The sequence below is a fragment of the Moorena producens 3L genome (genome assembly GCF_000211815.1).
Lineage (GTDB): Bacteria > Cyanobacteriota > Cyanobacteriia > Cyanobacteriales > Coleofasciculaceae > Moorena > Moorena producens.
In genome coordinates, this window is sequence record NZ_GL890873.1 from 8,219 (window position 1) to 35,120 (window position 26,902).

The following is a 26,902-nucleotide window of genomic DNA, read 5'->3' on the forward strand; positions in this document are numbered from 1 at the left end:
TATCTCGATCAGTAGAATACGCTGGGAGACTGAGCCATTTGGGTAATATACCCCATGCAGCTGTTCATCAGAAAATAAACCACTAACATAGCTGCCGCTGACATGGCTACTAAGGTACCAGCCAGCATCAGAGAGAACTCTTGGGTATCAAAGGCTTCCTGCATCAGGTGCAGTGACCAAGCCACCAAGGCGACATCAAATATTAGAATTATCACCAGCATTTTTTACAAAAATTAATATTGGATCCATATTTAGTTTAGCAGCTATAAAAATCACTGCAAACCATTAAACTACTTAATACTACACAACAAAACTTAAATCTTTCGGAAGAATAATCCATTAGTTTACTATGGCAATCGCACCGGAATTTGGTGTTGGTTCAAATAGGTTTTAATTTCAGATACACTCAGTTGCCCGTAATGCAACAGGGAAGCTAGTAACGCGGCTTCGGCTTTGCCCTCAGTCAGGGCCTGATAAATATGATCGCAGTTGCCAGCACCACCGGAGGCAATCACTGGAATTTCCACCTGTTCAGCCATAGTGCGCGTTAGCTCTAAGTCATACCCAGCCTGGGTTCCATCCGCATCCATACTAGTAACCAGAAGTTCCCCAGCTCCCCGTTGTGCCACCTCTTTTGCCCATGCGATCGCATCAATACCAGTGTTCTCACGTCCTCCTCGCACATAAACATTCCAACCAGGATTATCGGGATCTTCCCGACGACGAGCATCAATAGCAACTACAATGCACTGATTACCAAAGCGATCGCTGGCTTGATTAATAAAGTCTGGATTGCGTACAGCAGCCGAATTTATACTAACTTTATCGGCTCCTGCTCTTAATAATAATTTAATATTTTCCAAAGACTGGATGCCACCCCCCACGGTCAAGGGAATAAACACTTGTTCGGCTGTACGGTAGACTACATCAATAATAATGTCTCGGTCTTCATGGGTAGCAGTTATATCCAAAAACACCAGCTCATCTGCACCAGCATCATTGTAAACTTGTGCTAATTCCACTGGATCACCAGCGTCCTTAAGATTAACAAAGTTGACCCCTTTAACAACTCGCCCAGCTTTTACATCCAGGCACGGTAAGATTCTCTTAGCCAGCATAAGTAAACTAAGTATGAAGTATGAAGGATGAAGTATGACCCATGGCCATAACGTCTTTTAGACAAAAGTACCAAAACCCAGATAGAGAACCCAAATCTAGCAAGAAACGAAAAGGTCGCGGGTTACCCCGTCAGAGGCAAAGCGATGGTGACCTACTACTAGCAACGGCTACCGCTGAGGAAATTGGTCATCAGGAAGAGAGTATTAGACCACAGCGCTTAGCCGACTACATCGGACAAAAAGAACTCAAAGGAGTTTTGGAAATTGGCATTCAAGCCGCCAAAGCCAGAAATGAGGCCATGGATCACCTGCTGTTGTATGGACCACCAGGATTAGGGAAGACAACCATGTCCCTAATTTTGGCAACTGAGATGGAGGTGAATTGTAAAATTACTGCTGCACCTGCCTTAGAGCGTCCACGAGATATTGTGGGGCTTCTGGTTAATCTCAAACCTGGGGATATCTTATTTATAGACGAAATCCATCGTTTGTCACGCATGACAGAGGAATTGCTATATCCAGCCATGGAAGACTATCGATTGGATATCACTATTGGTAAGGGTCAGAGTGCCAAGACCCGCAGTATTCCTCTGCCGCAGTTTACCTTAGTGGGGGCAACCACACGAGTAGGTTCCTTAACCTCACCCCTACGCGATCGCTTTGGTATGATCCAACGCTTACGCTTCTATGAGATCGATGAATTGAGTTTAATTGTAACAAGGACAGCCCAACTGCTAAAGGCAGCAGTAACGGAAGACGGTGCTGAAGAAATTGCCCGTCGGTCTCGTGGCACACCTCGAATTGCTAACCGACTTCTGAGGCGAGTGCGAGACTATGCTCAAGTCAAAGGCATTGAGCAAATTAACCAGGATGTAGCAGCTCAAGCCATGGAAATCTTTAATGTAGACCCGATGGGGTTAGATTGGACAGACCGACTGGTACTCAAGGTAATGATTGAACAATTTAATGGCGGACCAGTTGGTTTAGAAGCAGTGGCAGCCTCTACTGGAGAAGATGCTCAAACCATTGAAGAAGTTTATGAACCCTATCTGTTACAAATTGGTTTCCTGCACCGCACACCTCGGGGTCGCGTCGCCACCTCAGCAGCTCGGAAACATTTGGGTTATGAGTAGTAGTTAGTAGTTAGTAATTAGTAGTTAATGGTCAGTAGTAAGGAATATCAAGATTGCGGTCTCACTTGAAATAATATATGAAACGCTTGATTAGGATTTTACTGATTTTACTGCTTGTCGTTTTATCGGCTGCTACGATAATCACACCCCCAGCAATGGCGCAAACCCAATTCCCAGAATTGACTAAGGCTCAGATAAAACAAATTAACCAGTTAAGGAAAAAGGCATTTGCTGCTACGAATCAGGGGAAATTCCCAACTGCTGAAAATTACTGGACTCAGCTAATTGAGCTGTTACCAGATAATCCCGTCGGTTGGAGTAATCGGGGTAACCTTAGAGTCAGCCAATATAAATTAGAGGATGCGATCGCAGACTTTACTCACGCCATTGAGTTAGCACCAGAAGCCACTGACCCTTATCTAAATCGCGGTGCCGCCTATGAAGCACAAGGGCGATGGCAAGATGCCATTGCTGACTATGAGCGATTGCTAAAACTTGATCCCAATGATGCCATGGCTTACAACAACTTGGGGAATGGGAAGGCAGGACTAGGCCAATGGACAGAAGCGATCGCAAATTACCAAAAATCCATCGAGCTAGCGCCCAATTTTGCCTTTGCCTATGCTAACTATGCTCTGGCTCTCTATCAAATTGGTGAAACCAAAGAAGCCATGGGCATTATGCGCAATACTATCAGAAAATACCCCCAATTTGCCGATCTGCGAGCTGCTTTAACAGCTGTGTTGTGGGCTGACGGAAAACGGGGGGAAGCTGAGAGTAATTGGGTGGCAGCCGTTGGTCTCGACAAGCGCTACCAAGACTTGGACTGGGTAGAGCATGTCCGCCGTTGGCCACCAATGATGGTTGAGGCGTTAGCAAATTTCTTCAACCTCAAATGAAATTAACCTGATCCACCTTAGCTTTTCTCAAGAGTCATTACTTCAGGACTTACGCAATAATTTTAGGTCTTAAGGATAATTTTAGGGTGTGTTATTAACGCACCCTAAACTCATAACTCTTGACTAAACTATTGATTATCAAGCACCCTTGCGAAGCAGCAGTTGTTTGAGGTTCCGACCCCGTGGCTCCCGGACAAATGCCAAAGGTAAAAGGGTAGCCAATCGCACCACTGCTGATAGGGCAAATAATGTTGGCAAACCACCGAAGTGAGGCAACTCGGCTAAAAAGCCACCAAACATACTACCTATAGCACCCCCTAATCCGGCTGATGCTGCAGCTGCTGCAAAATAGGTGGAGGGTTTATGAGCTGGTGATATCTCGATTTGGATGTTATTGGCACACAGGTCAATGGCTGCTGCAGCTGAACCTGTCCCGAAGAATAAAAGGGGTAGCCAAACCCAAAGAGCGAGAGTTGTTGGACTGCCGATCCCAAGCCAAAGTAAGGGAATCACGGATAGGAGAATCCCAACCATCACTAGTACTGGACGATTTCCGATCAGGTCAGACAACTTACCCCAGTAGATCAGCGTCAATAAACTTGCCCCAGCCATCAGACTAGTATAGAGAGTTACCCAACCCACATCTAAGCCCAAATTGTCGAGCAGATAAACATTGAAAAACGGATTGCTGAGGGTGAAGGCAAACATCCACAATCCAAAGTAGAGTACAAAGATTAGGAAGTTTGAGTCTTTCAATAGGGCAGCATAATCAGAGGGCGTCGGCTCCTCAGACTCTAAGGTTTCATCAGTAGTCTCATCAGTAGTCTCATCAGTCTTGGCAGTCTTCTTTGAGGGTATCTGAGGAGTGATATCTACCATGAAGAACTGAAAGAGTAGACTGAGTATTCCAGCTACGATAGCCAAAATCAAGATTACGCCATAGCCTTGAACTTGCCCACCGTCCCAGCTAGAAACAATGTATCCCAGTAGGGGAACACAAAGTAGGTTGGTTAAATTAGTAAAGCTATTGCGCAGTCCAAAATAGCGCCCTCGCAGGCGAACAGGAACTAACACCGCCATCCAGCTAGACCAAGAGGGACTACCCAAAGCTCCAAAAATGTGAGTGATCAGGTTAATCGCCAGTGTGCACAACACTAGATGATGAGCTGGAGCCAGACCAGTGCAGAACATCCCAATGCCTACTAGGACAAATAACCATAGTAGTCGCGAAGGAATGAAGGTTTTGATGATAAACCAGTGGCGACTGTAGGATCGGTCAGATAAATAAGCACCAATAGGCTGTAGAAAATTCGCCAGTAGAGGTATCCCTGAAAGAATACCGATTTCAAAGTTGCTAGCACCCAGTTGCAGCAAGAAGTTAGTGAGGAAAACCTCAGCTGTGATACAGGAGAAGAAGGTGGAAAACACGCCGTCAAGGGTGGCAGCCCTCAGGCTAGAGCGAATCTCTCCCTTGGGAATTTTTTCAGTAGGGCTAAGCGGCGGTCGTGCTTCCTTGTTTAGGGGCTTGAGCAACTTTGGCAATCGCGGCAAAGACGGAGCTTCTGGGGCGACATCGGATATGAGTCTGAGCATAGCGGTTCAGGTAGCTAGATAGAGAGGACTTAAATGGCGAATTTGATGGAGACGAGTAAATCGTATTGGTTCAGGTAGCACCTGTACTGGATCGGCAGGCAGGTCGAAACTCCTATGCCATATCCTCCCTATAGCATCCCCCTTCTTGATGGGCGTAGCGTGCCCATAGCGTAACCCTCTTGGCTTGCTCTTAAATCCCCCCTATACCCTCTTGTAAAACCTCCTTCGGCTAAAAGGGGTTTTACAAGAGGAGTCTATGCCATTTACATCACTAGGGAAGTAAGACTTGCTTACTCTCGCAGAAGACCTACCATAGGCTTCCGTACTCCTGGTAGAGTCCGGTAAGGTCTAGCTCCTGCGACATCTGCTATACACTCCGGTAACCCTTACTTTTCGAGAAGGGCTACTTTTCAATAACACTTATTCTCTAGCCTTCACCCAACCCCTTAGAAATACGAAAAGTAGTACTTTTCTATAATCCCTAAGGGTTACTTCCTAAGGGCTATGCCCTACGGGGAGAGCTATGGTCATGACGGGGTATAGCAGCGGAGGCTACGCTATTCAATTAACGGGGGAGCAAGGGGGCTAGACATGGATCATGAGGAAAAATCACGCCAATGCCCTATTCCCTTGTTTAGGAATCCCGATGTAGTCAGAGTCGATATCTACATATCAATATCTACATATCAATATCTACATATCAATACTGACCTAAGTACAGCTGTTGCCTTTTTTATCCGTGGGGCAACAGGGTACCTTAAAAATACTATCTCAAAAAAAGTAAAATATTGCAACAAAAATACACTTAAGTATATTCACTGAAATCTTTCATCTGACCGATCCTGCGCAAGAGCTCCCACTACCTGGCTACCGAAAAAAAAAGGCGGGATCGCCTTCATAGTCTTGATCTCCGGCTTACGTAGTTGAGTCAGTTAAGAGCGTAGCCACGATGGGGAGCATGGTTAATCATAATTAAAGCTAAAGATAAGTGGTGGTATAATAAAGATAAGCAATAATTAAAGTTGGCTACTAACAGCTAGCTTTACCCGAATAAATATGGCTACTAACAGCTTTACACCTTAAGAAATAAGGTGAGTAAACAGCTAGATAAAATGTCCCAGAGTCTACCAAAAACTCTGATTATTTGTTAGACTTAAATTAGGGGAACACCGACAGGGATTATTATGTAACTTAAATTAAAGCCGAAAACCAAGGTAAAAATAGTTGCGCTTAAATCCCGGTGGAACGAACTTTTTTGACATTTTTATGGCGCTCGCGGGATATTCCGTCAGAGAAGCGCGGAGATACCCCCTGGATGCGAAAGCATCTTGCCTTGGCGGGCTAAAGTCTACCTTGGTAGATTTTGGTAGCTAAAAAGGATCGGACACCTTAAGAAATAAGCTGTAGAAAGCCATCTTGGATACCTTAAGAAATAAGCTGTAGAAAGCCATCTTGGATGTCGAGTTATCTCAAGAACCATATCATCTGTATTGACTAATTATTTCTAGGTGCATAGCCACCTCCTCAGACGGGAAACAAGTTTTCCAGGGGAGGTGTGCTTGCCGTCCTTACTTATCATCATGAAGCAAATCCTTTCGAGATGTCTAATTTTAGTATCTCTAATTCTGTTCCTAACTGGCTGTAGCCGCAGTATCGCCAGTGACATTTCCACTGTGACCCTCAGCGGCTGGCAGAGCAGCCCGGAGGAAAAACAGCTCCTTGAGCAGGTACTGAGGGAGTTTGAAGCATCACATCCTGGCATAAAAGTCAAGTTTGAAGTCATCACTGACCAATATATGGATGTCATTAAGACTCGGTTGATTGGTGATGCTGCTCCTGATGTCTTCTATGTAGACGCCCTAGATGCTCCCTTACTCATGACTCATGGAGTCTTGGAGCCTCTTGATGATTACATCACCGAGGACCTAGATTTAGATGACTTTGCTCCCCATCTCTCGGAAGCCTTCCAATCCTTAGGCAAAACCTACGGATTGCCTAAGGATTTTACAACCCTTGCCCTTTTCTACAATAAAAAATATTTCGCTCAACTCAGTATAACCGACCCTCCCCAAACCTGGGAAGAGTTAGAGGACTATGCCAATAAATTGACCAGGGATAGAACTCACAATGGCAGGGTTGACCTATATGGGTTGGGCATCACCCCAGAACTCTCTCGTCACTACTTCATGATCAAAGCCTTTGGTGGTGAGTTAGTTGACCAGAAGGGCAAGGCTGTCTTCGCGACTCGCCAAAGCCTATCAGGTCTAACGCCTTTGATGGATATGTATCGACAAAACCACTCTGCTGCCCTAGCCTCAGACGTTGGAGCTAGTTCTGGGAGCGAAATGTTTGGCCAAGGGAAGGCAGCAATGGTTATTGAAGGTAGCTATGCGATTCCTTACCTACAACAGACATTTCCCAAGATTGAGTTTGCCACTGCGGAAGTTCCCAGTATCGGTAACCACAAAGGAAGCATGGTTTATACCGTTGCTTATGTCATGAACAAGCAAGCTAAAAATAAAGAGGCTGCCTGGGAACTGATTTCCTATTTGACTGGCAAGGAAGGGATGAAAGCTTGGGCGAAGGGAGGACTGGCAATCCCGGCTCGGAAATCGGTCATATCAGAACTTGGCTATGAACAGAATCCTCTGTACACCCCCTTTATCAAGGGTGCTGAGTACGCCACGATTTGGCAAGGGGATGAAAAATTGCCAATATTTATGACCCATTTCGACAATCAGTTTCTTAGTGCTTTACTGGGTGAGCAATCCTTGAAGTCAGCCATGAAAAAAGCACAACAAACTGCTAACAAAGAAATTCAAGCGAGTAACTACTAAAAAATGTCACTAGCTAAAGCTAAACTTGGAGTTGACCAAAACGTCAAATCGAGGGATGTCAAATTGAAGGGATTTTGGCAGAAAGCCAAAGTTAGGGAAGCTATATCTGGCTACCTCTTCATGGCTCCTACTATTCTAGTTTTAGGAACCTTTTTGATTGCACCAATTATCTATGCAATCTTCCTTTCCTTCCATAAAGTTGAGATTTTAGGAGGGCTGAGTTACCGATTTGTTGAGTTAAAAAATTTCCTTCGTACCTTTGAGGATGAGCGAGTTTGGATTGCGCTCAAAAATACAATTGAGTATGTCATTATTGTTGTTCCTTGTCAAACAATCCTGGCTCTGGTTTTAGCTCTAGTCCTCAATAAAGAAATTAAAGGAAAAAAATGGTTCAGGATTATTTTCTTTCTACCGACTGTCACTTCCTCAGCGGTTTTAACCCTGATATTTATCTGGATTTATAATTCTAATGGTCTACTTAATGGATTACTAGACTTCTTCGGTTTACCGACCTATAACTGGCTAGGAGACCCAAGTGTGGCGCTCAAATCCATTATGATTATGAATATTTGGTCTACAGCACCGTTTTTCATGGTGATTTACCTGGCAGCGCTGCAAGATATACCTAGGTCCGTTTATGAGGCGGCAAAACTTGATGGTGCCAATGAGTTCGATCAATTCATAAATATTACTGTGCCTTTACTCAAGCCAGTTACATTTTTCGTTATGGTTATGGGTGTCATCGGTACATTTCAGTTATTCGACCAGTCTTACATCTTCTCGGGTGGCACCGGTGGTCCAAACAACTCAACCCTGACGGTTGTGCTTCTGATCTACCAGTATGCGTTTAGAAGTCTGGATATGGGTTATGCCGCTGCACTGGCATTAATGTTAGCTGGTGTAATTCTAGTAACAACACTGATTCAACGCGGCTTCTTTAGAGAAGAAAAAGTGAATTAGGAGATCAAATAAGAGTGAATAATTTTCGTTGGTTCAGAGGGATATTTTATAGCATTCTTATCCTCTATGCCATTATTACTTTTTTACCTTTTGCTTGGGCTTTATCAGCCTCATTTAAACCCCTTGAGGAAATTATCGCTGGCGGTTTGAATTTTATCCCCCATGATTTTACCGTCGATAACTACCGCAATATTTTCATTGAATCCCCTTTGTTTGGGCGCTGGTTTTTAAACAGTGTCTTGGTTGGTGTTTGTGTAACAGGGTTGAATATTATATTTAACTCAATGGCAGGTTATGCCTTAGCCAGAGTTAAGTTTCCAGGTAATTCATTATTGTTGGGAATAATCTTGGCAGTTTTGATGATTCCTGGACAAGTCACCCTAATTCCTGGTTATTTAATCTTAAAGTCTTTGGGATGGCTCAATACCTACCAAGGATTGATTGTACCGAGTGCAGTGAATGCCACCTTTATTTTTATGATGCGGCAGTTCTTTATCAATTTTCCTAAGGAACTTGAAGAAGCTGCTGCCTTGGATGGATTAAGTCGCTGGGAAACCTTTTGGCAGGTTGTCCTGCCTTTAGCCAAGCCAGCTTTGGCAGCACAAGCTATCTTTATTTTTATGGGGTCTTGGAATAATTTCTTAATGCCCCTAATGATTACCTCAGATCCAGGAATGTTTACCCTTCCCTTAGGTTTAAATACCTTTAAGGGGCAATACATTAGTTATTGGAACTACATCATGGCAGCCTCAATGGTCTTTACTATACCGGCTTTGGGGATTTACGCCTTCTTCAATCGTTACTTTATCTCTGGGGTAACATTTACTGGCTCTAAAGGATGAGCTGTTGAAACGGTAAAGGGTCAAGTCCCACTACACACACAGAAATAAATACAAAAAGGACAAGGTCAAGACAGGGAAGCTCTTGACCTTGTCCTTTTTGTTTTCGTGAACCTGTGAATTGTTTAACTATTGACTATTGAGCTTTAACCTCAAGGAATCTAAAGCTTCAAGTATTAACTGTCCACTAACCCTGATGTACGATTTTCTCAATCTGTTCAGGAGTCAGCTGCTCAACATTATCAAAAACCACTGTTGCACCAGCAGCTTTTAGCCTATCTCCATAAGCCTCCCGCTGTTCTGGTATCTGCTGCACATGAGGGGGTAAAATCCCTACCCCAACCCAAACTCGTTCTGGATGAGAGTCTCTGGCTTTTTCAACAGTGTACATGTCAGCAACTGTGTCACCAACGTAGATAACTGGCAATTTCACCTTAACTTGATGCTCCTGTTCTAGCTGTAGAACTACGGCAAACAGTCCTGTCGGGTCAGGCTTACCAGGAGCATCCTCCATCGCAATTAAAACAGGCCGTTCGAGACCGAGTCGTCCTTCTAGGGCATAGTTCGCTTCCTGTCGTGTTGCCCCACTGAAAAACCCCCAAGGAATCCCTGCTGTTGTCAAACTCTCTAAATAACTCGGTTGTAACAATAACGGTTCGTCGCAAATGTATCCAGTCCAATGGTTGGGATCTTTTCCTCGGTAGCGAGAATTGAAAAAATCAACAAGGGCTTCATAGTCGAGAGAAAAATGCGATGCTCTGGAAGAGCCGCTACGCGAACGCGTTTTCCCTTGAGCCTCAAAGTATCGATAAACTAATTCTTGCGATGCATCCCAGTCGTTATTCCATAGCCCTTCTGATTTAAGTTGGTCAATCTCTACCATAGTGGGTCGATAGGCACCACCAGTGTAATGGTCTACTGTATCTGCGATCGCTCTACGGTAAGAACCACTAACGTCACGCACCACGCCGTCAATGTCGAACACCACTATGGCATTCAAGTTAGGAATGAATGTTTCTGAACTAGGCATCATGCACGCTTGGGCTAGGCTCGCCAATATTGCCGATAAACACCAATAGTACCAACAATTTAACCAAAAACCTATCCCTGAATCTTGATCAGGAACAGTCTTATTGCGCTAGAATCATCAATTGTACAATAGATTATAGTTATAGATAACGTGGGATATCTGAGGGAGGCCTGATTGTCAAAATTTCTATTAAAAGTTCTCTGGCTAGATGAGAATGTAGCCCTGGCAGTTGATCAAATTGTCGGCAAAGGCACCAGCCCATTAACTTGTTACTTTTTCTGGCCCCGGAACGATGCCTGGGAACAGCTCAAGGATGAGATGGAAGCCAAACACTGGATTACTGAAGCTGATCGCATTGAAATCCTCAACAAAGCCACTGAAGTGATTAACTACTGGCAAGAGGAAGGTAGGCGTAGACCTATGTCTGAGGCTCAGGCTAAGTTCCCGGAAGTCGCTTTTACTGGTAGTGCTTAATCCAGCCTTGCTGATTAATCTAATGATTGAGGGTAATTGGGAATTGGGAATTGGTAACTGACCAATCATCCGACCATACTTGAGATGATTCCTTAGTTCAACAACGCCCTTAATCCAACGCCCTTAATCAAATTACCTTAATCCAAGTAAAAGACTGACGGTAACCAACTCCAGACGTTCCCCTACCCCCCTGTTTCGGGGGGTGTGGAGAGCGCTGAGCTTATAGGGTTTACATCCCCTCCTTACTTCGTTTATGGGGTTGGAATTTACCGTTGCGTGACTAAACCATGCCACCAGCAGCTTGAAAGCGAGCACGGGCTTTCTTATAGGCTTGAGTTGCTTGGATTTTTTCTTGGGTATTCTCGTCGCTTTGAAGTTCTTCTAGACGAGCTTTTGCTTCGTTGAAGTCAACACCTGCAGCATCCTTGTCAATTTCATCTGCGGACTCAGCACCATTGACAAGAATCGTCACTTCATTATCTTCAACTTCCACAAATCCACCCATAAGAGCAATTGGTATCCACTCTTTTTCTGAACGAATTCGCATCACACCAGTATCCAGCGCTGATAACAGAGGAGCATGATCACTCAATATACCTAGCTGACCGGTAGTGCTGGGTAAAATTATTTCTTGTGCTTGGTCATCCCAGACGGTTTTGTCGGGAGCAATAATACGAACAGTTAAAGCCATCAGCAGAATGAATTGTGTTTGTTGGACGTTGGCAGTTTAGCAGCTTGAAAGTTGAAGGTTACAGGTTGAAGGTTACAGGTTAACTAGGTTAACCTTCAACCTTGATAACCTTATTAGCATCAAACCTGACTTAACTCTTTAGTTTTTCAGCTTTAGCCATCGCTTGATCAATACTGCCCACCATGTAGAAGGCTTGCTCAGGAAGGTCATCCAATTCCCCCTTCAGAATCATTTGGAAGCCTTTGATAGTATCGTCCAAGCTAACATACTGACCAGGAGAACCAGTGAAGACCTCCGCTACAAAAAACGGCTGAGACAAGAAGCGCTCAATCTTGCGGGCGCGAGCCACTGTTAGTCTGTCATCCTCGGACAATTCATCCAAGCCTAAAATCGCGATAATGTCTTGGAGTTCCTTGTAACGCTGTAGAGTTGCCTGCACAGCACGAGCTGTTCCGTAGTGGTCTTCCCCCACAATGCTCGGTTGCAGCATGGTTGAATTAGAATCGAGGGGGTCAACAGCCGGGTAAATTCCCTTAGATGCTAGGCCACGGGACAACACCGTTGTACCATCTAGGTGAGCAAATGTAGTTGCTGGGGCTGGGTCAGTCAAGTCGTCAGCTGGCACATAGACTGCCTGAATGGAGGTAATTGAACCCTCGTTAGTGGAGGTAATCCGTTCTTGCAGAGCACCTACATCTGTTCCCAAAGTAGGTTGATATCCTACCGCAGAAGGCATTCTTCCCAAAAGAGCAGACACTTCCGAACCGGCTTGTACAAATCGGAAGATGTTATCGATAAACAGCAACACGTCCTGCTTGTTCACATCCCGGAAGTACTCAGCCATGGTCAACGCTGACAGACCCACCCGCATCCTCGCACCGGGGGGTTCATTCATCTGACCATAAACTAGGGCAATTTTCGACTCGTTTAGATCATCCGGGTTGATCACCTTGGATTCCATCATTTCGTTGTAGAGGTCGTTCCCTTCACGGGTACGCTCTCCCACACCGCCAAATACTGATACTCCACCGTGTTTCGTGGCGATGTTGTTGATCAACTCCATCATGATCACAGTTTTGCCGACTCCAGCGCCGCCAAAAAGACCAATCTTACCACCACGTCGATAGGGAGTCAGCAGGTCGATTACTTTAATACCGGTCTCGAATACTGAGGGCTTGGTTTCCAGCTCAGTTAACTTGGGAGCAGGGCGGTGAATTGGGAAGCGCTCCTCAGATTCTGCCGGTCCTCTGTTATCTACTGGTTCACCCAAGACATTGAAAATCCGTCCTAAGGTAGCCTTGCCGACGGGTACACTAATGGGGGCACCAGTATCAATAACTTCCATACCCCGCACCAGACCGTCTGTACCACTCATGGCAACAGAGCGCACTTGGTTATCCCCGAGAAGCTGCTGCACTTCGCAGGTCACAGCAACATCTTGTCCAGCTTCATTTTTGCCTTCAATTCTCAAGGCATTGTAAATCTGCGGCATTTTGCCGCTGGGAAACTCTACGTCAACAACCGGACCGATAATTTGGGCAATAGCGCCCGTGTTTGTTTGTTCTGCGGTGCCTACCATATTGCGCTTATTTAGTCAAGCTATTGTTACAGATTTTGGAAAACAGTCTTAACATTTAGTAATGCCACTCTCAAGATTACCATTGTTAGGGTTCAACCGTATCAGAACTTGATCCCAAATTAAATATAAACAGGACTATAGGTCCCATCCCTTAGGGGTGACCAGGCAAGCATCCCTTGGTTCATAATCACCTTCAAAGGTGATCCGATAATTGTTCAGCCAAGTAATAGGCTCAATTTAGCTATACACCCCACACCCGTTCGCCCCGTCAACTGACCTACGTTTCACGTAGCTTGTCACCCCTTCAGCTACTAGACACTTACTCTTCTTCTTCGTCTTGAGTGAAGCGTTGGTATTCTTCCTCTCGTAGCTTTTCCTTAACTCGTCGGATGGGTAGATTAGCAATTAGTGCTGTTGTCCGTTGGTTGCTTTCTAAGGAAAACTCTGACCCTTCCGAATCAATCTCAACGTAGCGAGAGACCACCTCCAGGATGTCTTGCCGCATCGACTCCACCATTTTAGGACTCAGGTCAGAGCGATCGTGGGCAATTACCAGTTGGAGGCGGCGCTTAGCCTCCTCACGGCTGCTTTGAACACTCCTCCAGGAAAAAAGTTGTTCTAGAATTTCGATAATCATGGGGCTTTTTGGAGTAGTGAATAATCACACAGGGGGAGAAGGAAGAGGCTCTTTGGCAAGACTAGTTGTTGGCAATTCACAATGTAAAACCTTATTGGAACAGGCGGCGTAAGCGGCTGATTAGGTTGTCGTGTTCTGCCATCAGGTCGAGGAAGGAAATATTTGCACCTTCTAAGCGTGCAGCAATGTTTTCAATGGCAATTCCAGGCAGAGTTTTCTTTTCTGATAAGATCAAGGGTTCACCCTGATTACTGGAGACAATCACCCGTTCGTCTTCGGGGATAACACCAATTAGGGGAATAGCAAGAATTTCTTGGACATCTTGAACTGACATCATCTGATCCGCTTTTACCATTGTCGCTTTCAGGCGGTTGACAATTAGGCGGGTCTGCTTGATTCCTTCCGCTTCCAGTAAGCCAATAACTCGGTCAGCATCCCGCACTGAGGTAATCTCTGGTGTAGCAACGATTAGGGCTTCAGTAGCTGCCGTAACCGCATTTTTAAACCCGCTTTCGATTCCTGCTGGAGAGTCCACCAAGATGTACTCGTAATTCTTGGCTAACACCCCCAACAACTTTTTCATTTGGTTGGGGTTAACGGCTTCTTTGTTACGACTTTGGGCTGCAGGTAACAGGACTAGTCCTTCCTGCCGTTTGTCTTTGACCAAAGCCTGGTCTAAGCGGCACTGACCTGTTAAGACTTCAATAGCCGTGTAGACTACCCGATTTTCTAGTCCCAACAGCAGGTCTAAGTTTCTCAAACCAAAATCTGCATCCACTAAAGCAACTCGACGACCCAAACGAGCTAGGGCTAAACCTAGATTGGCGGTAATGGTAGTTTTCCCCACCCCTCCTTTGCCAGAGGTGACAACAATAATTCGACTCATGAATTCAACGACAAGTGGGTTTTAGCAACATCAGCAGCTCTAGCAATACGAATCCCAACGGATGTCACGTAAGCTACTTCAGGATAGTACTGAAGTGGCGGTGTCTCCGGTGCCCTAGCTACAGCATCAGCAATCCGCAACTGGGTGGGTTCCATTTTTAATGCCATAATCCGACATTTTCGATTACCATTCGCACCGGCGTGGGCAATGCCTCGTAGATGCCCCCAAACGAAGATATCCCCAGCTGCAATCAATGCACCACCAGGGTTCAAGTCCCCTATTATAACAATAGTGCCAGGGTGACGAATCTCTATACCCGAACGTACTGTCATTTGTAAGTACAGAGGTTCTGCGAGTAATTCAGTAGGTTGATCAATCTTTTGATTCAAAGAGTACTTAGGAGTTTCTTGTTCTACTGAGTACCCAGCAGCTGCTGCAGCCACAGCGGTTTGTCGGCGCGTGGTGTAAACTCGCTTTAGCCTTAACTGGACTGCCCCAAGGGCATCAGCGATCGCTTGTAGCTTCATCCCATCCAGCAATTGATCCCCAGCCATCAGATGGACACTGGATTCAGGCTGCCAAAAGCGCTCTCCAGCATTGAGGCGATGCTTGAATTGTTCCCATAGGTCCGACCAATTGACAGTACTAGGGTTTTTAGTGGCTGGTGGCAAGATCAACAACAGCCGTTTCCCCTCACTTTTTAAGCGAACTTGCCCAAGGCAGTTAACTACCGAGTTGCGGTCGTTGGAAACCGTTGAAACTGGTGATGGTTGGGCAGAATCAGAAGTCATGCAACAAGGAGCCAGATTGGTTAACGCACCGAAGATAGATTCTTCCGTGATCATACCTTCTTCAGCAAGTTCTGGTGGATAACTGTTGAGAATTGTAGCTAATGGTGGTAGGGAGCAAAAGGGCAAGATACTTAAGAATACTATTGCTCTGTTACCCCACACCCACAACCGATATCCTGTCAAACATTCTTACTCTGCACTCAATCGACGGTAAACGGTCACCAAGCCATTCACATCTCCCACATTGCCAGGAAATAGCACTACAGGTAAATTATGAAACTGGGGATGGTCAGCAGAGGTTAGTACCATTGAGCATCCAGGAAGGATCTGACCCAATAGTCGTGCTGACCTCAAAGCCAGGCCAGTACTTAAGACATCATTGGAGGTAATACCCCCTTTACTGATTAAAAACCCCATATCTTTAGGCAATCCCCTCACGATATCCATCAATAAGCCTGAAACTACTGCTCCAAACGCCAGCCGTTTCTGCACATCCTCAAAAACCAATTCCTGACGAGAGGTATAAACCACCGGTGTTTTACCAGTACTGTGAATTTCCTGAACGCGCTCGAGAATACTTGCCAAAAGTTTTGCCCGTTGCTGTTCGGATTCATCCAGTAAATTGGCTACATTTACCTCAATCCCCTCAATCCCAGATGCTCCCAATAGCTGCTCCAGCTGTTGAGTAGTCTTTTTAACGTGGGAACCCACAATCACAACTCCTGGTTTCCCCTGTCGGACATACTGAGCCATATTCATAGGGGCTACCGGTTGGAAGCCAAGACTAGCAAGGGAGGTTAAAATACTAGCAGCAGAACGAAACAGAAAGCGTTTCCCTTGGGCAGCAGCCCTTAGGACATCTGCCGCAAATTGATCTAAATCCCCTTGGGTTTCCCCATCCACAACGCCACACTGGTTATTGGTAAGTTTGAGAAGACGCTCCAAGCTACTGTTACGAATATCTGCTAGTAAAAACCGCTCTACTGCATCAGCCTTGATCTGACCTTTGGTCTTTTCTTGGACATAATCGGGTAAATAACTATGGCGATATCCAAATACCGAGTCACGGGCAAACTCGGTTTCATGCACTGGCGTTCTAATACCATCAATGATTAGGTAATGGACACTATCGAGAGTGACTCGTCCGCCCTCAAAGAATGCGGGGACTAAGAAATGGGCATCAAATGGTCCGACTTCTTGGGCGATTACATCAATTTCGACAGGATAATGCCCCCGCAAGGTGGAGTCAGAGCGACTGACTACCATAAAATCTTTAATTCCTTCAGCGTCTATGGCCATTTTGAGGTTATGGCAAACTTCCCGAGTCACAGTTGCTGCTTGCTCTGGGTTAAGAGCTCTGGTATTAGTAAGAATAAAAAAGATTGGGGAGTTATCCCTTAGTCCCAGCCGCAATGTATCCACATCCCAGTGCATCAGCAACAAGCAGCTGTGAACTGTCTGGGAGCCAGTCGGGTCATCATCAAGTACAATAATTTTTGGTTTTTTGCTCATTTCCCAAGCCTGTCATTAAAGTCAGTTATTTACCATGGTAATCGGGAATGGGTAATCGGGAATGGGTAATTGCTGATTGTGATAGTAATGGTTATAATGATTAGGACATAAAGCTAAAATTATCGATAAAAATATAGCAGATAATCTAGCACAATTACATCAACAATTAAACAAAAAAAAAGGTCAATTTCGAGCATTTACTACGTAAAAATACTGTAATAATATTTGTAATAAATTACTGAACATCCCTTACCACGAATTAGCAATTATTAAAAATATCTATAAACTTAGTTATAGTTGATAAGCTTTTAAAAATCAGCTATAATTATAGTTATAGAGCAGTGCTAACTGATTATTAATAAGAAGTTATACTTCCCTTATGTTACCCGTTACCTATTTTAACCAGGATGTTAACGTTTAACTTATAATTGCTATATACTAAGGGATCACCAGGCAGCACTAACTCACAGTTGATCCACTATGTGTCCACTAGATTGTCGCTATAAATTATGTCAGACCAATCCCGTCCAGAAGCACAAAGCACTTCAACTCTAGAAGAAATTCGCACCACACGGCTTGAAAAAGTTGAACAACTGAAAGCAGAAGGATTAATTCCCTATGCCTATAATTGGGAATCTACAGCTCAGGCTGCCGAATTGCAGCAAAACTATGCTGACCTAGGCAATGGCGAAGAAGTAGATGTGGAAGTGGCTGTTGCTGGTCGGATTATAGCTCGTCGTGTCTTTGGTAAATTAGCTTTCTTCAACATTCAGGATGAGACTGGTACAATTCAGCTTTACCTGGATAAAAAGAGAATCACTGCTAAAATGGCAGACCTTCCCAATGCTTTCAATATTCTCAAAAAACTCACTGATACTGGAGATATTATTGGGGCAAAAGGAACCATCAAGCGCACGGAGAAAGGGGAACTATCGATCTATGTCAAGGAGTATGATATCCTGACTAAATCTTTGTTGCCTTTACCAGATAAATGGCATGGTTTGACGGATACAGAAAAGCGCTATCGTCAACGTTATGTTGACCTAATTGTTAATCCTGATGTCCGGGAAACCTTTCGTCGTCGTGCCAAAATAACTGCTTCTATTCGGCACTATTTAAACCAACAGGATTTTATTGAAATTGAAACTCCGGTACTTCAGAGTGAGGCTGGTGGTGCAGATGCGCGTCCTTTTATCACCTACCACAATACCTTACAAATGGACTTGTATCTGCGTATTGCTACCGAGTTACATCTGAAGCGACTAATTGTTGGTGGTTTTGAAAAGGTGTATGAGTTGGGGCGTGTTTTCCGCAATGAAGGAATTTCGACTCGTCACAATCCGGAATTCACCATGATTGAAATCTATCAGGCTTACGCCGATTATAATCAGATGATGGTGTTGACGGAAAATCTGATTAGTAATGCTGCTAAGGAAGTGTTAGGTACACTAACCATTAACTACCAAGGTGAAGTAATTGATCTAACTCCCCCTTGGCGTAAAGTAACGATGCAAGAGTTAGTCAAAGACCAAATTGGTTTAGATTTTGATAAGTTTACCAACATTGAGCAGGCAAAAGCAGCAGCAAAAGATGCTGGTGTGGAGGTTCCCAATGATTGCTATTCTATTGGTAAATTGCTCAATGAAGCTTTTGAGCAGAAGGTAGAAGAAACGTTAATCCAACCGACTTTCGTTCTGGATTATCCTGTGGAAATCTCTCCCCTCACTAAGCCCCATCGCTCAAAATCTGGTTTAGTAGAACGGTTTGAATTGTTTATAGTGGGAAGAGAAACAGCAAACAGTTATTCTGAGTTAACTGATCCTATAGATCAACGGCAACGACTAGAAGCTCAAGCAGCCAGGAAAGCAGCAGGAGATTTGGAAGCTCAAGATGTTGATGAAGACTTTCTCGCTGCTCTGGAGTACGGTATGCCTCCCACTGGTGGTTTAGGTATTGGTATTGACCGTTTAGTGATGCTACTCACTGATTCAGCTAGTATTCGAGATGTGATTGCTTTCCCATTGCTGAAAAGTACCAGCGCTGTGATTAAATCCTTCGACTACGATGTAGAAAAAAAAATTCTTCGGGTTCAATTCAATAATGGTAGTATCTACAAGTATCGGGATGTACCAGAGGAGATCTACAAGGGTTTAAAAGATAATCCTTCTATCGGTCAGTATTTTAATACCCATATCCGCGAAAAATATGGCTTCGACCGAGAAATTTAGTGTAAGGATTCAGCCCAAGGATCATCAGCCATAATCTAGTAACTTGCTGTTGGATTATAAGTTGAGAGGTCAGATGAAAATTTAGCTGTCCGGTAAAAGAAGCCCCACATCTCAATCCGCAAGGATGAGTGTTCAAAGTTACCGTAAGAATAAGGCAGTCTTTATGGTTGGTCGGCTATGAGACAAAGGTTAAAACTGTATGATTAAGACTGCCTTATTCTAAGGTTTCGTTTCCAGGGATGAATTTTACACAGAGTCTCCTGGGATTGGGAGACGAGCTATAAAACTTCTGACCAACTCAGATGGAGTCATACCCCTCCTGTCAGCCTCCTGCTTTAACTGCTTTTTCTCAAACTCAGTTACTCTAACTATCAATTTTTTATCTTTCATTTTTTTTGATGTTGTGGGTTGTTATTTGGCTACCCACATGCTAACCTAGTTATAGGTCGAAAAACAGGATACAAAAAATGAGACTAGCTTACCAGTACCGATTACGTCCAACGAGAGAGCAGAAAGTTGTAATAGACAATTGGTTGTCAATGCTTTGTGCTCAATACAATTACTTGTTGGCTGATCGATTTAACTGGTACGAAGCTAACCGCTGTCCCATTAATGCCTGCCCACTTGTCTGTCATCTTCCAAAATTAAGAGTTAATCCTGACTACTACAGTCAAAAGAAAAGATTACCAGGACTAAAGAAAACCCATCCTTGGTACAAGCAGGTTCACTCTCAGGTACTTCAGGATGTTGTCAAGAGGGTAAAGTTAGCTTTTGATAGGTTCATTAAAGGGGATAGTAATGGAAGACGAAGTGGTCGGCCTAGGTTCAAAAAACCACACCGTTATCGCACTTTTACTTACCCTCAAGTAAAGGAAGGGTGCCTAGATGGAGACTTAATAAATCTCCCAAAAATAGGCAGAGTAAAGGTAGTACTTCATCGCCCCATTCCTTCCGGCTTCAAGATTAAGACAGCTTCCATTACAAAAAAGTGCGATGGATACTATCTGGTCTTGTCCCTGGAAGACAAGACAGTTCCCGAAGTTAAGCCAGACATAAATCCAGATTCAATAATTGGGATTGATGTTGGTCTAAAGGATTTTTTGACAACCTCCGAAGGGGAAGCCATAGAGATTCCTCAATACTATCGGAAAGCTCAAAAGCGCTTAAAGGTTGTCCAAAAGCGGGTATCTAGAAGGAAGAAGGGAGGAAGTAATAGACTTAAGGCTATCAAACAGCTCGGGAAACAGCATAAAAAAGTAGCGGATAAACGGAAAGACTTTCATTTCAAGACCGCTAATTACTTATTGTCAAACTACGACGTAGTTGCTCACGAAAAGTTAAACGTCAAAGGGATGGCTAAATCCCGATTGGCTAAATCTGTGCTAGATGCTGGGTGGTCAAGCTTTCTGACGATACTGACGAACAAAGCCGAAAATGCTGGTTTGTTGGCTGTCCCAGTAAGCGCTCAAAACACTTCACAGAATTGCTCCAATTGCGGAAAAAAAGTCCCAAAGAAGCTGCATGTAAGATGGCATGACTGTCCCCATTGTGGATGTAGTCTAGATCGCGATCACAATGCAGCTATAAACATCAAAAACAGAGCGGAAGGGCAGTCCGTTCTTAAAGCCCAGCGCCTCCGCGCGCAATAGCCGGATTGGCTGGGAAGCCTACACTGAACCCAACGGGTCAGTGTAGGAGCTGTCACTTCTTAATGAGCGATTAGCTAACCTTGTGCAAAGCTAATCGCTTGTAGCTTAGATAGATTAAAGTGAAGCATTGACAAATAAACAAAAATATGCGTAGGTAAGGATTGATCGTGCGTTCGCGCTTTTCTAGACCAGGGCTCACTAAAGTCATCAGTCATTTATCAAAGACTTTTGAATTTTTCATTAACAATTAACAGGTAACAGTTAACAATAAAGAATTAGCAGTAAAACCTGTAGCTAGCTTGTAATGAACATACGCACTGTCTCTACTAAGCCCTTTACAGACCAAAAGCCCGGTACTTCCGGACTCCGTAAGTCGGTCACCGTTTTTCAAGAGCCCCATTACCTGGAAAACTTTATCCAGTCTATCTTTGACTCCCTAGAAGGCTGTGAAGGTCAAACCCTAGTTGTAGGGGGTGATGGTCGCTACTACAATCGGCAAGCAATTCAGACCATTCTCAAAATGGCAGCCGCCAATGGGTTAGGTCGGTTGTTAGTCGGTTGTGGTGGTATTCTGTCTACCCCAGCAGCATCTTGTGTTATTCGCAAGCATAAGGCATTAGGTGGCATTATCCTCTCGGCTAGCCACAATCCTGGGGGTCCAAAGGGTGACTTCGGTGTCAAGTATAACACCAGTAATGGTGGACCAGCACCGGAAAAGGTGACGGAAGCTATCTATGCTCGGAGTAAAGTCATTGATAGTTACAAAATCCTGGAGGCTGCGGATGTGAATCTAGACCGACCAGGTGCATTTACCCTGGGAACCTTGAGCGTTGAGGTGATTGACCCAGTTGAGCCTTATACTCAATTGATGGAGTCCCTGTTTGATTTTGACCGCATTCACCAGCTACTAACCTCTGGGAAATTCCGCATGTGTATGGACTCATTACATGCGGTAACTGGTCCCTATGCCCATGCTATTTTTGAACAACGCCTAGGGGCACCAGAAGGTACAGTACTTAATGGTATACCGTTAGAAGATTTTGGTGGTGGTCATCCTGACCCCAATTTAGTCTATGCTAAGGACTTGGTGGATATTCTCTATGGTGATAATGCACCGGACTTTGGGGCTGCTTCCGATGGGGATGGCGATCGCAATATGATCCTGGGAAGCTCGTTCTTCGTTACCCCCAGTGATAGCATCGCTGTGTTAACCGCCAATGCCCATCTGGTACCTGGTTATAGTCAAGGTTTAGCAGGGGTCGCTCGTTCCATGCCAACCAGTGCTGCTGTAGACCGAGTGGCGGCTCAGTTGGGTATTGATTGCTATGAGACCCCAACAGGTTGGAAGTTTTTTGGCAATTTATTGGATGCAGGTAAAGCCACTTTGTGCGGTGAAGAAAGTTTCGGCACTGGTTCTAACCATGTACGGGAAAAAGATGGACTTTGGGCAGTGCTATTCTGGCTCAATATCCTGGCAGTGCGGGGTGAATCAGTGGAGCAGATTGTCCGTAGCCACTGGCAAACCTATGGTCGTAATTTCTATTCCCGCCATGACTATGAAGAGGTAGATGGGGCACGAGCTCAGGAACTGATGGAGCGTCTGCGTTCAAGTGTGCCAGACCTGAAAGGACAGCAATTTGGCTCTTACCAGGTAGAGTATGGTGATGACTTTAGTTACACAGACCCAGTAGATGGGAGCGTCAGCCAGAAGCAGGGGATTCGGATTGGCTTTACTGATGGCTCTCGGATTGTATTCCGCCTATCTGGTACTGGCACAAAAGGGGCAACCCTACGCCTCTATTTAGAGAGCTATGAGCCAGATTCCACTAAGCATGACGTGGATACTCAACAAGCATTGGAACCACTGATTTCCCTTGCCCATGAGATTGCCCAGATTCGCAAGTTTACAGAGCGGGAGGTTCCCACTGTAATTACCTAAGGTTTTGATGGGTTAGTTTCCCTGTTAATGAAAGGAACATGGGTAATAGGTAATAGGTAATAGGTAATAGGTAATAGGTAATAGGTAATAGGTAATAGGTAATAGGTAATAGGTAATAGGTAATTAGGTAAGCATTCAGCGTGTCGCGTATCAGCGTGTCGCGTATCAGCCAGCCATTCCCGTAGCGTGGCCAACGGCCAAGGCTGACGGCTGACGGCTGACGGCTGACGGCACCTCAAGTAGCACCATCTGTAGCGCATATGCTTACTTGGTATAGCACTACCCATTAAGATGTTTGACATTGTCTTGATGCAAAGCGCGAGTGGGGGAAACCACGGCAGTCGCTCATGGGGGGGACCCCCAAGACCGCGCTGCCTCCCCAAGACCGTAATGGTGCGCTTACAGTCGTCGAATTAAATTCGCCACGGGTCGCACCTCTGCATCGCTTCTAAACTCCGAAACCTAGTCCTAGCTTACTTTTGACTTCTGACTTCTCACTTCTGACTTGCCCGTAGCGCTATACAACCCCGACCAGTTACCTATTACCCATTAGCCGTTACCAAAATGAGTAACTGTCTCGGTAATAGTGGATAGCCTAGATTTCAATAGCAACAGATTTTTATTCCTAGAGGTGCGACCCAAGGGCGATTTACTCGCCCTAGGAGGCGCGCACCTATAAAAATTTTCATCATTGTTTAATTTAGCTCATCTCCATAGATGGTTCTTGGATATTTCGTCAAGTCAAGAGATATCTGGCTACATTTCAACATTATTTATTGTCAATTAGTTAATTTTATGAATAATCTCAAATCACCTGCTGTTAACCCTTTTTGCCACACAGTAAATTGATTGGGGCAAAAGCTTGCTTGCACACCTCAATGACTGAATCAAAGAGGGACTGAATGAAAAAGATTATTCTTTAACCCAGATTTGGTATAACCCCTAACTGCTCTGAGGGAGGGTAAAATTACTCATTCATAATTCTTAGCTGAATGATGTTATATAATAATTAGTTTTTGCTCAGGACTAACTCAGTAAATTTTTCATAAATTTTTATGAATTTTTGATGAAAATCCCTATTTTGATAGTGACATTTACTGAAATTTATGCCATTTATACTAATGGTAGGATTTTTTTTTGTCAGTCAAAACGCAAAAAAAAAATATGAAGCCTAGAACCAAACTACTTTTTTGACTAGGTCATCTGTTAGGGGTGGAATTTGATCAGGGAATCGTTAGGGAGTCAAACTATAGAAAAGGCTTCAAAAAATCTATCCAGTTTCACTGGATAGATTTGAGGAGGGCATCTTTGAACTATTAAAGGGGGTGTTTTACCCTTACCGATGTTTCTAGAAACATGTATCTAGAAAGGTACTGTACCCTAGATACATCGATAAGCATGATTAAATTTGCCCCAAAAGTTCACATACAAAGTTCACATAAAAAGTTCACAGACTCTTATCCCATTTCAGGCCAGGGACGTTGAGTAATGCCAGTTTTGTAAGTTACACATCCCGTGAGTTACTGAATTGGGATGGAGTAATTAGAAATTTTTGGTGCATCAGGACTGAAAAGAAAAGCCCACCAGTGTAAACACAGATAACTTTTGGGAGAAAACCATCTTATGGTTCTGATTGAAGCAGAAAGCGATCGCGTAACGCGAGTCAACTATGAGACAACCAGTGCAAACAATATTGATACCGTTGCTTCAGGCGGTCGAGCCGTCCAGATCTCAAGCTTTAATGACCCGGTTGAAGAAAACCCTGGTGTGCTTAGATTTCAATGGACAGCAGATGATGGACCGGCTGGTAAGTACGATATTAGTATTGCCTACTTTGACGAAGAGGATGGGGAATCTCCACTGACATTTAGTGTCAACGACAATGTAGTTGGTACATATGTTTATAATCTAAACTTACCTGGGATTACAGCTGAGCCAAGGAATTATGTCCCTCTGAGCGGTGGCAATCCACGTGGCCCTCGCCCTCTAAGTGCTGAGGATAATCCAAATGCCATTTTTCAGGGCGTAGACCTTGCTCCAGGGGATGAAATAGAAATCTCGGTACTGGCAGATAGCATTAATAATGATGCTAATTTCGAGCTAGGGCGACTTGATGCCATTGAAATTACCCCAGCTGAAGATATTATCCCCAGTTTGGATCTGTTCTGGCGTAATCCTGTCACTGGACAACTTGGTGTGTGGACTCTAAATGACGAAGGCACTAGCGTCGAGACGGCAGCGTTCATTAAAGATCAAAGTGGTAAGGAGGTATTGGTACCAGACGACAGTCCATTTGACGCCCGTGGTGTTGTGGATTTAGGCGATGGTAACAGGAGTCCTCTGTGGCGTAATACCGAAACCGGGGGTGTTGCGATTTGGAAGATGGAAGGCTCCGAGTTCCAGGAGGCAATAACTACTCAGGCACCAGCAGGTCAACCAGGATCAGACCTCAACTGGGAAATCCGTGGCACCGGAGATGTTAACGGTGGTGGTGCAGAAGAAATCTTCTGGTACAACACATCTACTGGAGAAATTGCTGTTTGGGAGATAGATCAAACCGGGTTTCAGAATGCTACGTTTATTACGGATACCAATGGTGACAGGTTGACCATATCACCTAATGATCCCTGGCAGTTAGTTGCGGCTGGAGACATGGATGGCGATGGTAACGCAGATGCTATCTGGGAAAATATGAATACCCAAGAGTTTGCCTACTGGAAGCTTGATGGTACTGTTTTCCAAAACGCAGTGCTGATCGATTCCCGACCAGCAAACGGTGCTTGGGAATTCCGTGGTTCCTATGACGCTAACAACGATGGTACTGATGATTTCTTCTTCCGTAATTCCGTTACTGGACAGAATGGCATGTGGATGATCCACAATAACTCACTGGGTCAGATTGTCGAGATCGATAGGGTTGAGGATCTCAACTTCTCCTTCTACGTCTAGGATAGTCAGCAGCTAGCTTTTCTGTTGTAATTAAAGTTGAGAAAAACCCACCCCTTCTGCTTACGCTCAAGGGGTGGGTTGATTGTTCACTTAAATCTGAATCTAATATCTCCGAGTTTTAGGGCAAACGCATCTAATCGTCACAAACCAGATCTTATTGGCATTTGGCTGACCCAAAAATTTATTGCTGACCCAAAAATTTTGACGGGGATGAATTAAACTGGTATATTATTTATTTGGCTTATCTTTAGCGCCACTATGATTTTCACTAATTAATAGGTACGACCACCAGGATATAAAACTGTCAGCATTCAGGCTAATGCTGTCAGCTATCATGCTTAAAATAAACCCAGCGTAGCGTGCGCCGTTCCCGTAGCGTGCGCCGTTTTCGTAGCGTGCGCCGATGCGCAATGTGCAATGGGCAAACGGGATAATTTAATATTGATAGATTAATGAGAATTGAAAGTCAACAGAAAAGTCCTTGGCCTATGGCCACGCTACTTGAAGTCCTTTGTGGCACAGGCTTCGACGCTGTGATCCAAAAAAGATTAAACGAATGCTTACCTCTTTTATTCAAAAGCACCTCAAGTAGCACCCTCTGTAGGGCATTAGCTGATAGCTGATAGCTTACCCACTAACTGCCCTGAGGCAGGGGAAAATTTATCATTCATAATTATTAGCTGACTTGATGTTATATAATAATTAGTTTTTGCTCAGTGCCAACTCAGTAAAAATTTTATAAATTTTTATGAAAATTTAATGAATATACCTAATTTGATAGTGACATTTACGGATTTTTATGGCATTTATACTAGTGGTAGGTTTTTTTTCAGTCAAAACGCCAAAAAAATCTGAAGCCTGGAACAAAAATATTTTTTTGAGTAGATCATCTGTTAGGGGTGGAATTTTATCAGGGTATCGTTAGCCAGTAAAATAATATAAAAGGCTTCAAAAAATTTATCCAGTTTCACTGGATAAATTTCAGCAGGGCATCTTTGAACTATTAAAGGGGGTGTTTTACCCTTATCGATATATCTAGAAATAGGTATCTAGAAAGGTATTGTACCCTAGATACATCGATAAGCATAATTAAATTTTCCCCAAAAGTTCACAGACAAAGTTCACAGACTCTTATCCCATTTCAGGCAAGGGACCTTG

At 44.2% G+C, this 26,902-nt stretch carries 22 protein-coding genes; 10 read left to right on the forward strand and 12 right to left on the reverse strand.

The annotated features are described in order from the left end of the window. Nucleotides 1-8 precede the first annotated feature (8 nt). A complete protein-coding gene (locus LYNGBM3L_RS11910; RefSeq protein WP_008183028.1) occupies nucleotides 9-221 on the reverse strand; it encodes a hypothetical protein in 213 nt (70 codons plus the stop codon). A 126-nt stretch (nucleotides 222-347) separates the two neighbouring features. Next, nucleotides 348-1,118, reverse strand: a complete 771-nt coding sequence (gene hisF, locus LYNGBM3L_RS11915) for an imidazole glycerol phosphate synthase subunit HisF (protein ID WP_008183030.1) — start codon at nucleotides 1,116-1,118, stop codon at nucleotides 348-350. A 41-nt stretch (nucleotides 1,119-1,159) separates the two neighbouring features. Between hisF and ruvB the strand changes: the two genes are divergently transcribed. Then, nucleotides 1,160-2,251 carry a Holliday junction branch migration DNA helicase RuvB gene (gene ruvB, locus LYNGBM3L_RS11920; protein ID WP_008183032.1) on the forward strand — a complete coding sequence of 364 codons (1,092 nt, stop codon included), beginning with the start codon at nucleotides 1,160-1,162 and terminating at the stop codon, nucleotides 2,249-2,251. Between the two features lie 77 nt (nucleotides 2,252-2,328). Beyond that, entirely contained in the window at nucleotides 2,329-3,150 is an 822-nt protein-coding gene (locus tag LYNGBM3L_RS11925) for a tetratricopeptide repeat protein (RefSeq protein WP_008183034.1), read from the forward strand. A gap of 138 nt (nucleotides 3,151-3,288) precedes the next feature. On the opposite strand, the gene LYNGBM3L_RS11930 is transcribed toward LYNGBM3L_RS11925, so the two are convergent. After that, nucleotides 3,289-4,743, reverse strand: coding sequence for an MFS transporter (locus LYNGBM3L_RS11930; protein WP_044492840.1), 1,455 nt, complete (start codon nucleotides 4,741-4,743; stop codon nucleotides 3,289-3,291). Nucleotides 4,744-6,323: 1,580 nt separating this feature from the next. Between LYNGBM3L_RS11930 and LYNGBM3L_RS11935 the strand changes: the two genes are divergently transcribed. From LYNGBM3L_RS11935 to LYNGBM3L_RS11945, 3 genes are all read left to right on the forward strand, one after another. Continuing rightward, nucleotides 6,324-7,580: an ABC transporter substrate-binding protein gene (locus LYNGBM3L_RS11935; protein WP_008183038.1), complete on the forward strand. Its 1,257-nt coding sequence runs from the start codon at nucleotides 6,324-6,326 to the stop codon at nucleotides 7,578-7,580. Between the two features lie 120 nt (nucleotides 7,581-7,700). After that, a complete protein-coding gene (locus LYNGBM3L_RS11940; protein ID WP_438941759.1) occupies nucleotides 7,701-8,540 on the forward strand; it encodes a carbohydrate ABC transporter permease in 840 nt (279 codons plus the stop codon). Between the two features lie 14 nt (nucleotides 8,541-8,554). Beyond that, on the forward strand, nucleotides 8,555-9,382 hold the full coding sequence (locus LYNGBM3L_RS11945; RefSeq protein WP_008183042.1) for a carbohydrate ABC transporter permease: 828 nt from the start codon (nucleotides 8,555-8,557) through the stop codon (nucleotides 9,380-9,382). A gap of 184 nt (nucleotides 9,383-9,566) precedes the next feature. On the opposite strand, the gene LYNGBM3L_RS11950 is transcribed toward LYNGBM3L_RS11945, so the two are convergent. After that, entirely contained in the window at nucleotides 9,567-10,409 is an 843-nt protein-coding gene (locus tag LYNGBM3L_RS11950; protein ID WP_008183045.1) for a TIGR01548 family HAD-type hydrolase, read from the reverse strand. A gap of 174 nt (nucleotides 10,410-10,583) precedes the next feature. Here LYNGBM3L_RS11950 and LYNGBM3L_RS11955 point away from each other — a divergent pair, with 174 nt between their 5' ends. Continuing rightward, nucleotides 10,584-10,883 carry a 30S ribosomal protein PSRP-3 gene (locus LYNGBM3L_RS11955; protein ID WP_008183046.1) on the forward strand — a complete coding sequence of 100 codons (300 nt, stop codon included), beginning with the start codon at nucleotides 10,584-10,586 and terminating at the stop codon, nucleotides 10,881-10,883. 280 nt (nucleotides 10,884-11,163) lie between these two features. On the opposite strand, the gene atpC is transcribed toward LYNGBM3L_RS11955, so the two are convergent. The 6 genes from atpC to LYNGBM3L_RS11985 form a co-directional block, all read right to left on the reverse strand. Further along, on the reverse strand, nucleotides 11,164-11,574 hold the full coding sequence (gene atpC, locus LYNGBM3L_RS11960) for an ATP synthase F1 subunit epsilon (protein ID WP_008183048.1): 411 nt from the start codon (nucleotides 11,572-11,574) through the stop codon (nucleotides 11,164-11,166). A 130-nt stretch (nucleotides 11,575-11,704) separates the two neighbouring features. Beyond that, a complete protein-coding gene (gene atpD / locus LYNGBM3L_RS11965) occupies nucleotides 11,705-13,153 on the reverse strand; it encodes a F0F1 ATP synthase subunit beta (RefSeq protein WP_008183049.1) in 1,449 nt (482 codons plus the stop codon). Between the two features lie 319 nt (nucleotides 13,154-13,472). Continuing rightward, nucleotides 13,473-13,790 (reverse strand): cell division topological specificity factor MinE, encoded by a 318-nt coding sequence (gene minE, locus LYNGBM3L_RS11970; protein WP_008183051.1) that lies wholly within the window; start codon nucleotides 13,788-13,790, stop codon nucleotides 13,473-13,475. Between the two features lie 91 nt (nucleotides 13,791-13,881). Continuing rightward, nucleotides 13,882-14,676 carry a septum site-determining protein MinD gene (gene minD, locus LYNGBM3L_RS11975; RefSeq protein WP_008183054.1) on the reverse strand — a complete coding sequence of 265 codons (795 nt, stop codon included), beginning with the start codon at nucleotides 14,674-14,676 and terminating at the stop codon, nucleotides 13,882-13,884. Next, complete coding sequence (minC, locus tag LYNGBM3L_RS11980; RefSeq protein ID WP_044492862.1) at nucleotides 14,673-15,467, reverse strand: septum site-determining protein MinC; 795 nt, start codon at nucleotides 15,465-15,467, stop codon at nucleotides 14,673-14,675. Before minC ends, minD begins: the two co-directional genes overlap by 4 nt. A 189-nt stretch (nucleotides 15,468-15,656) precedes the next feature. Beyond that, the gene (locus tag LYNGBM3L_RS11985) at nucleotides 15,657-16,979 is read right to left on the reverse strand and encodes a four-carbon acid sugar kinase family protein (protein WP_008183058.1); all 1,323 of its coding nucleotides are present in this window, start codon (nucleotides 16,977-16,979) and stop codon (nucleotides 15,657-15,659) included. A 509-nt stretch (nucleotides 16,980-17,488) separates the two neighbouring features. Between LYNGBM3L_RS11985 and lysS the strand changes: the two genes are divergently transcribed. Beyond that, nucleotides 17,489-19,207, forward strand: coding sequence for a lysine--tRNA ligase (lysS, locus tag LYNGBM3L_RS11990; protein ID WP_008183060.1), 1,719 nt, complete (start codon nucleotides 17,489-17,491; stop codon nucleotides 19,205-19,207). A gap of 246 nt (nucleotides 19,208-19,453) precedes the next feature. Here the strand turns inward: lysS and LYNGBM3L_RS50350 are convergent, their stop codons facing one another. Next, on the reverse strand, nucleotides 19,454-19,597 hold the full coding sequence (locus tag LYNGBM3L_RS50350; protein ID WP_008183062.1) for a plasmid mobilization protein: 144 nt from the start codon (nucleotides 19,595-19,597) through the stop codon (nucleotides 19,454-19,456). Nucleotides 19,598-19,674: 77 nt separating this feature from the next. Between LYNGBM3L_RS50350 and LYNGBM3L_RS12000 the strand changes: the two genes are divergently transcribed. Continuing rightward, complete coding sequence (locus LYNGBM3L_RS12000; RefSeq protein WP_008183065.1) at nucleotides 19,675-20,856, forward strand: RNA-guided endonuclease InsQ/TnpB family protein; 1,182 nt, start codon at nucleotides 19,675-19,677, stop codon at nucleotides 20,854-20,856. 304 nt (nucleotides 20,857-21,160) lie between these two features. Then, nucleotides 21,161-22,795 carry an alpha-D-glucose phosphate-specific phosphoglucomutase gene (locus LYNGBM3L_RS12005; protein WP_008183066.1) on the forward strand — a complete coding sequence of 545 codons (1,635 nt, stop codon included), beginning with the start codon at nucleotides 21,161-21,163 and terminating at the stop codon, nucleotides 22,793-22,795. Here LYNGBM3L_RS12005 and LYNGBM3L_RS40465 read toward each other — a convergent pair. Then, the gene (locus LYNGBM3L_RS40465) at nucleotides 22,792-23,097 is read right to left on the reverse strand and encodes a hypothetical protein (protein ID WP_131826939.1); all 306 of its coding nucleotides are present in this window, start codon (nucleotides 23,095-23,097) and stop codon (nucleotides 22,792-22,794) included. The genes LYNGBM3L_RS12005 and LYNGBM3L_RS40465 overlap by 4 nt on opposite strands. A 1,321-nt stretch (nucleotides 23,098-24,418) precedes the next feature. On the opposite strand from LYNGBM3L_RS40465, the gene LYNGBM3L_RS12010 reads away from it, so the two are divergent. Beyond that, nucleotides 24,419-25,744 (forward strand): hypothetical protein, encoded by a 1,326-nt coding sequence (locus tag LYNGBM3L_RS12010; protein WP_008183068.1) that lies wholly within the window; start codon nucleotides 24,419-24,421, stop codon nucleotides 25,742-25,744. The last annotated feature ends 1,158 nt before the right edge of the window (nucleotides 25,745-26,902 follow it).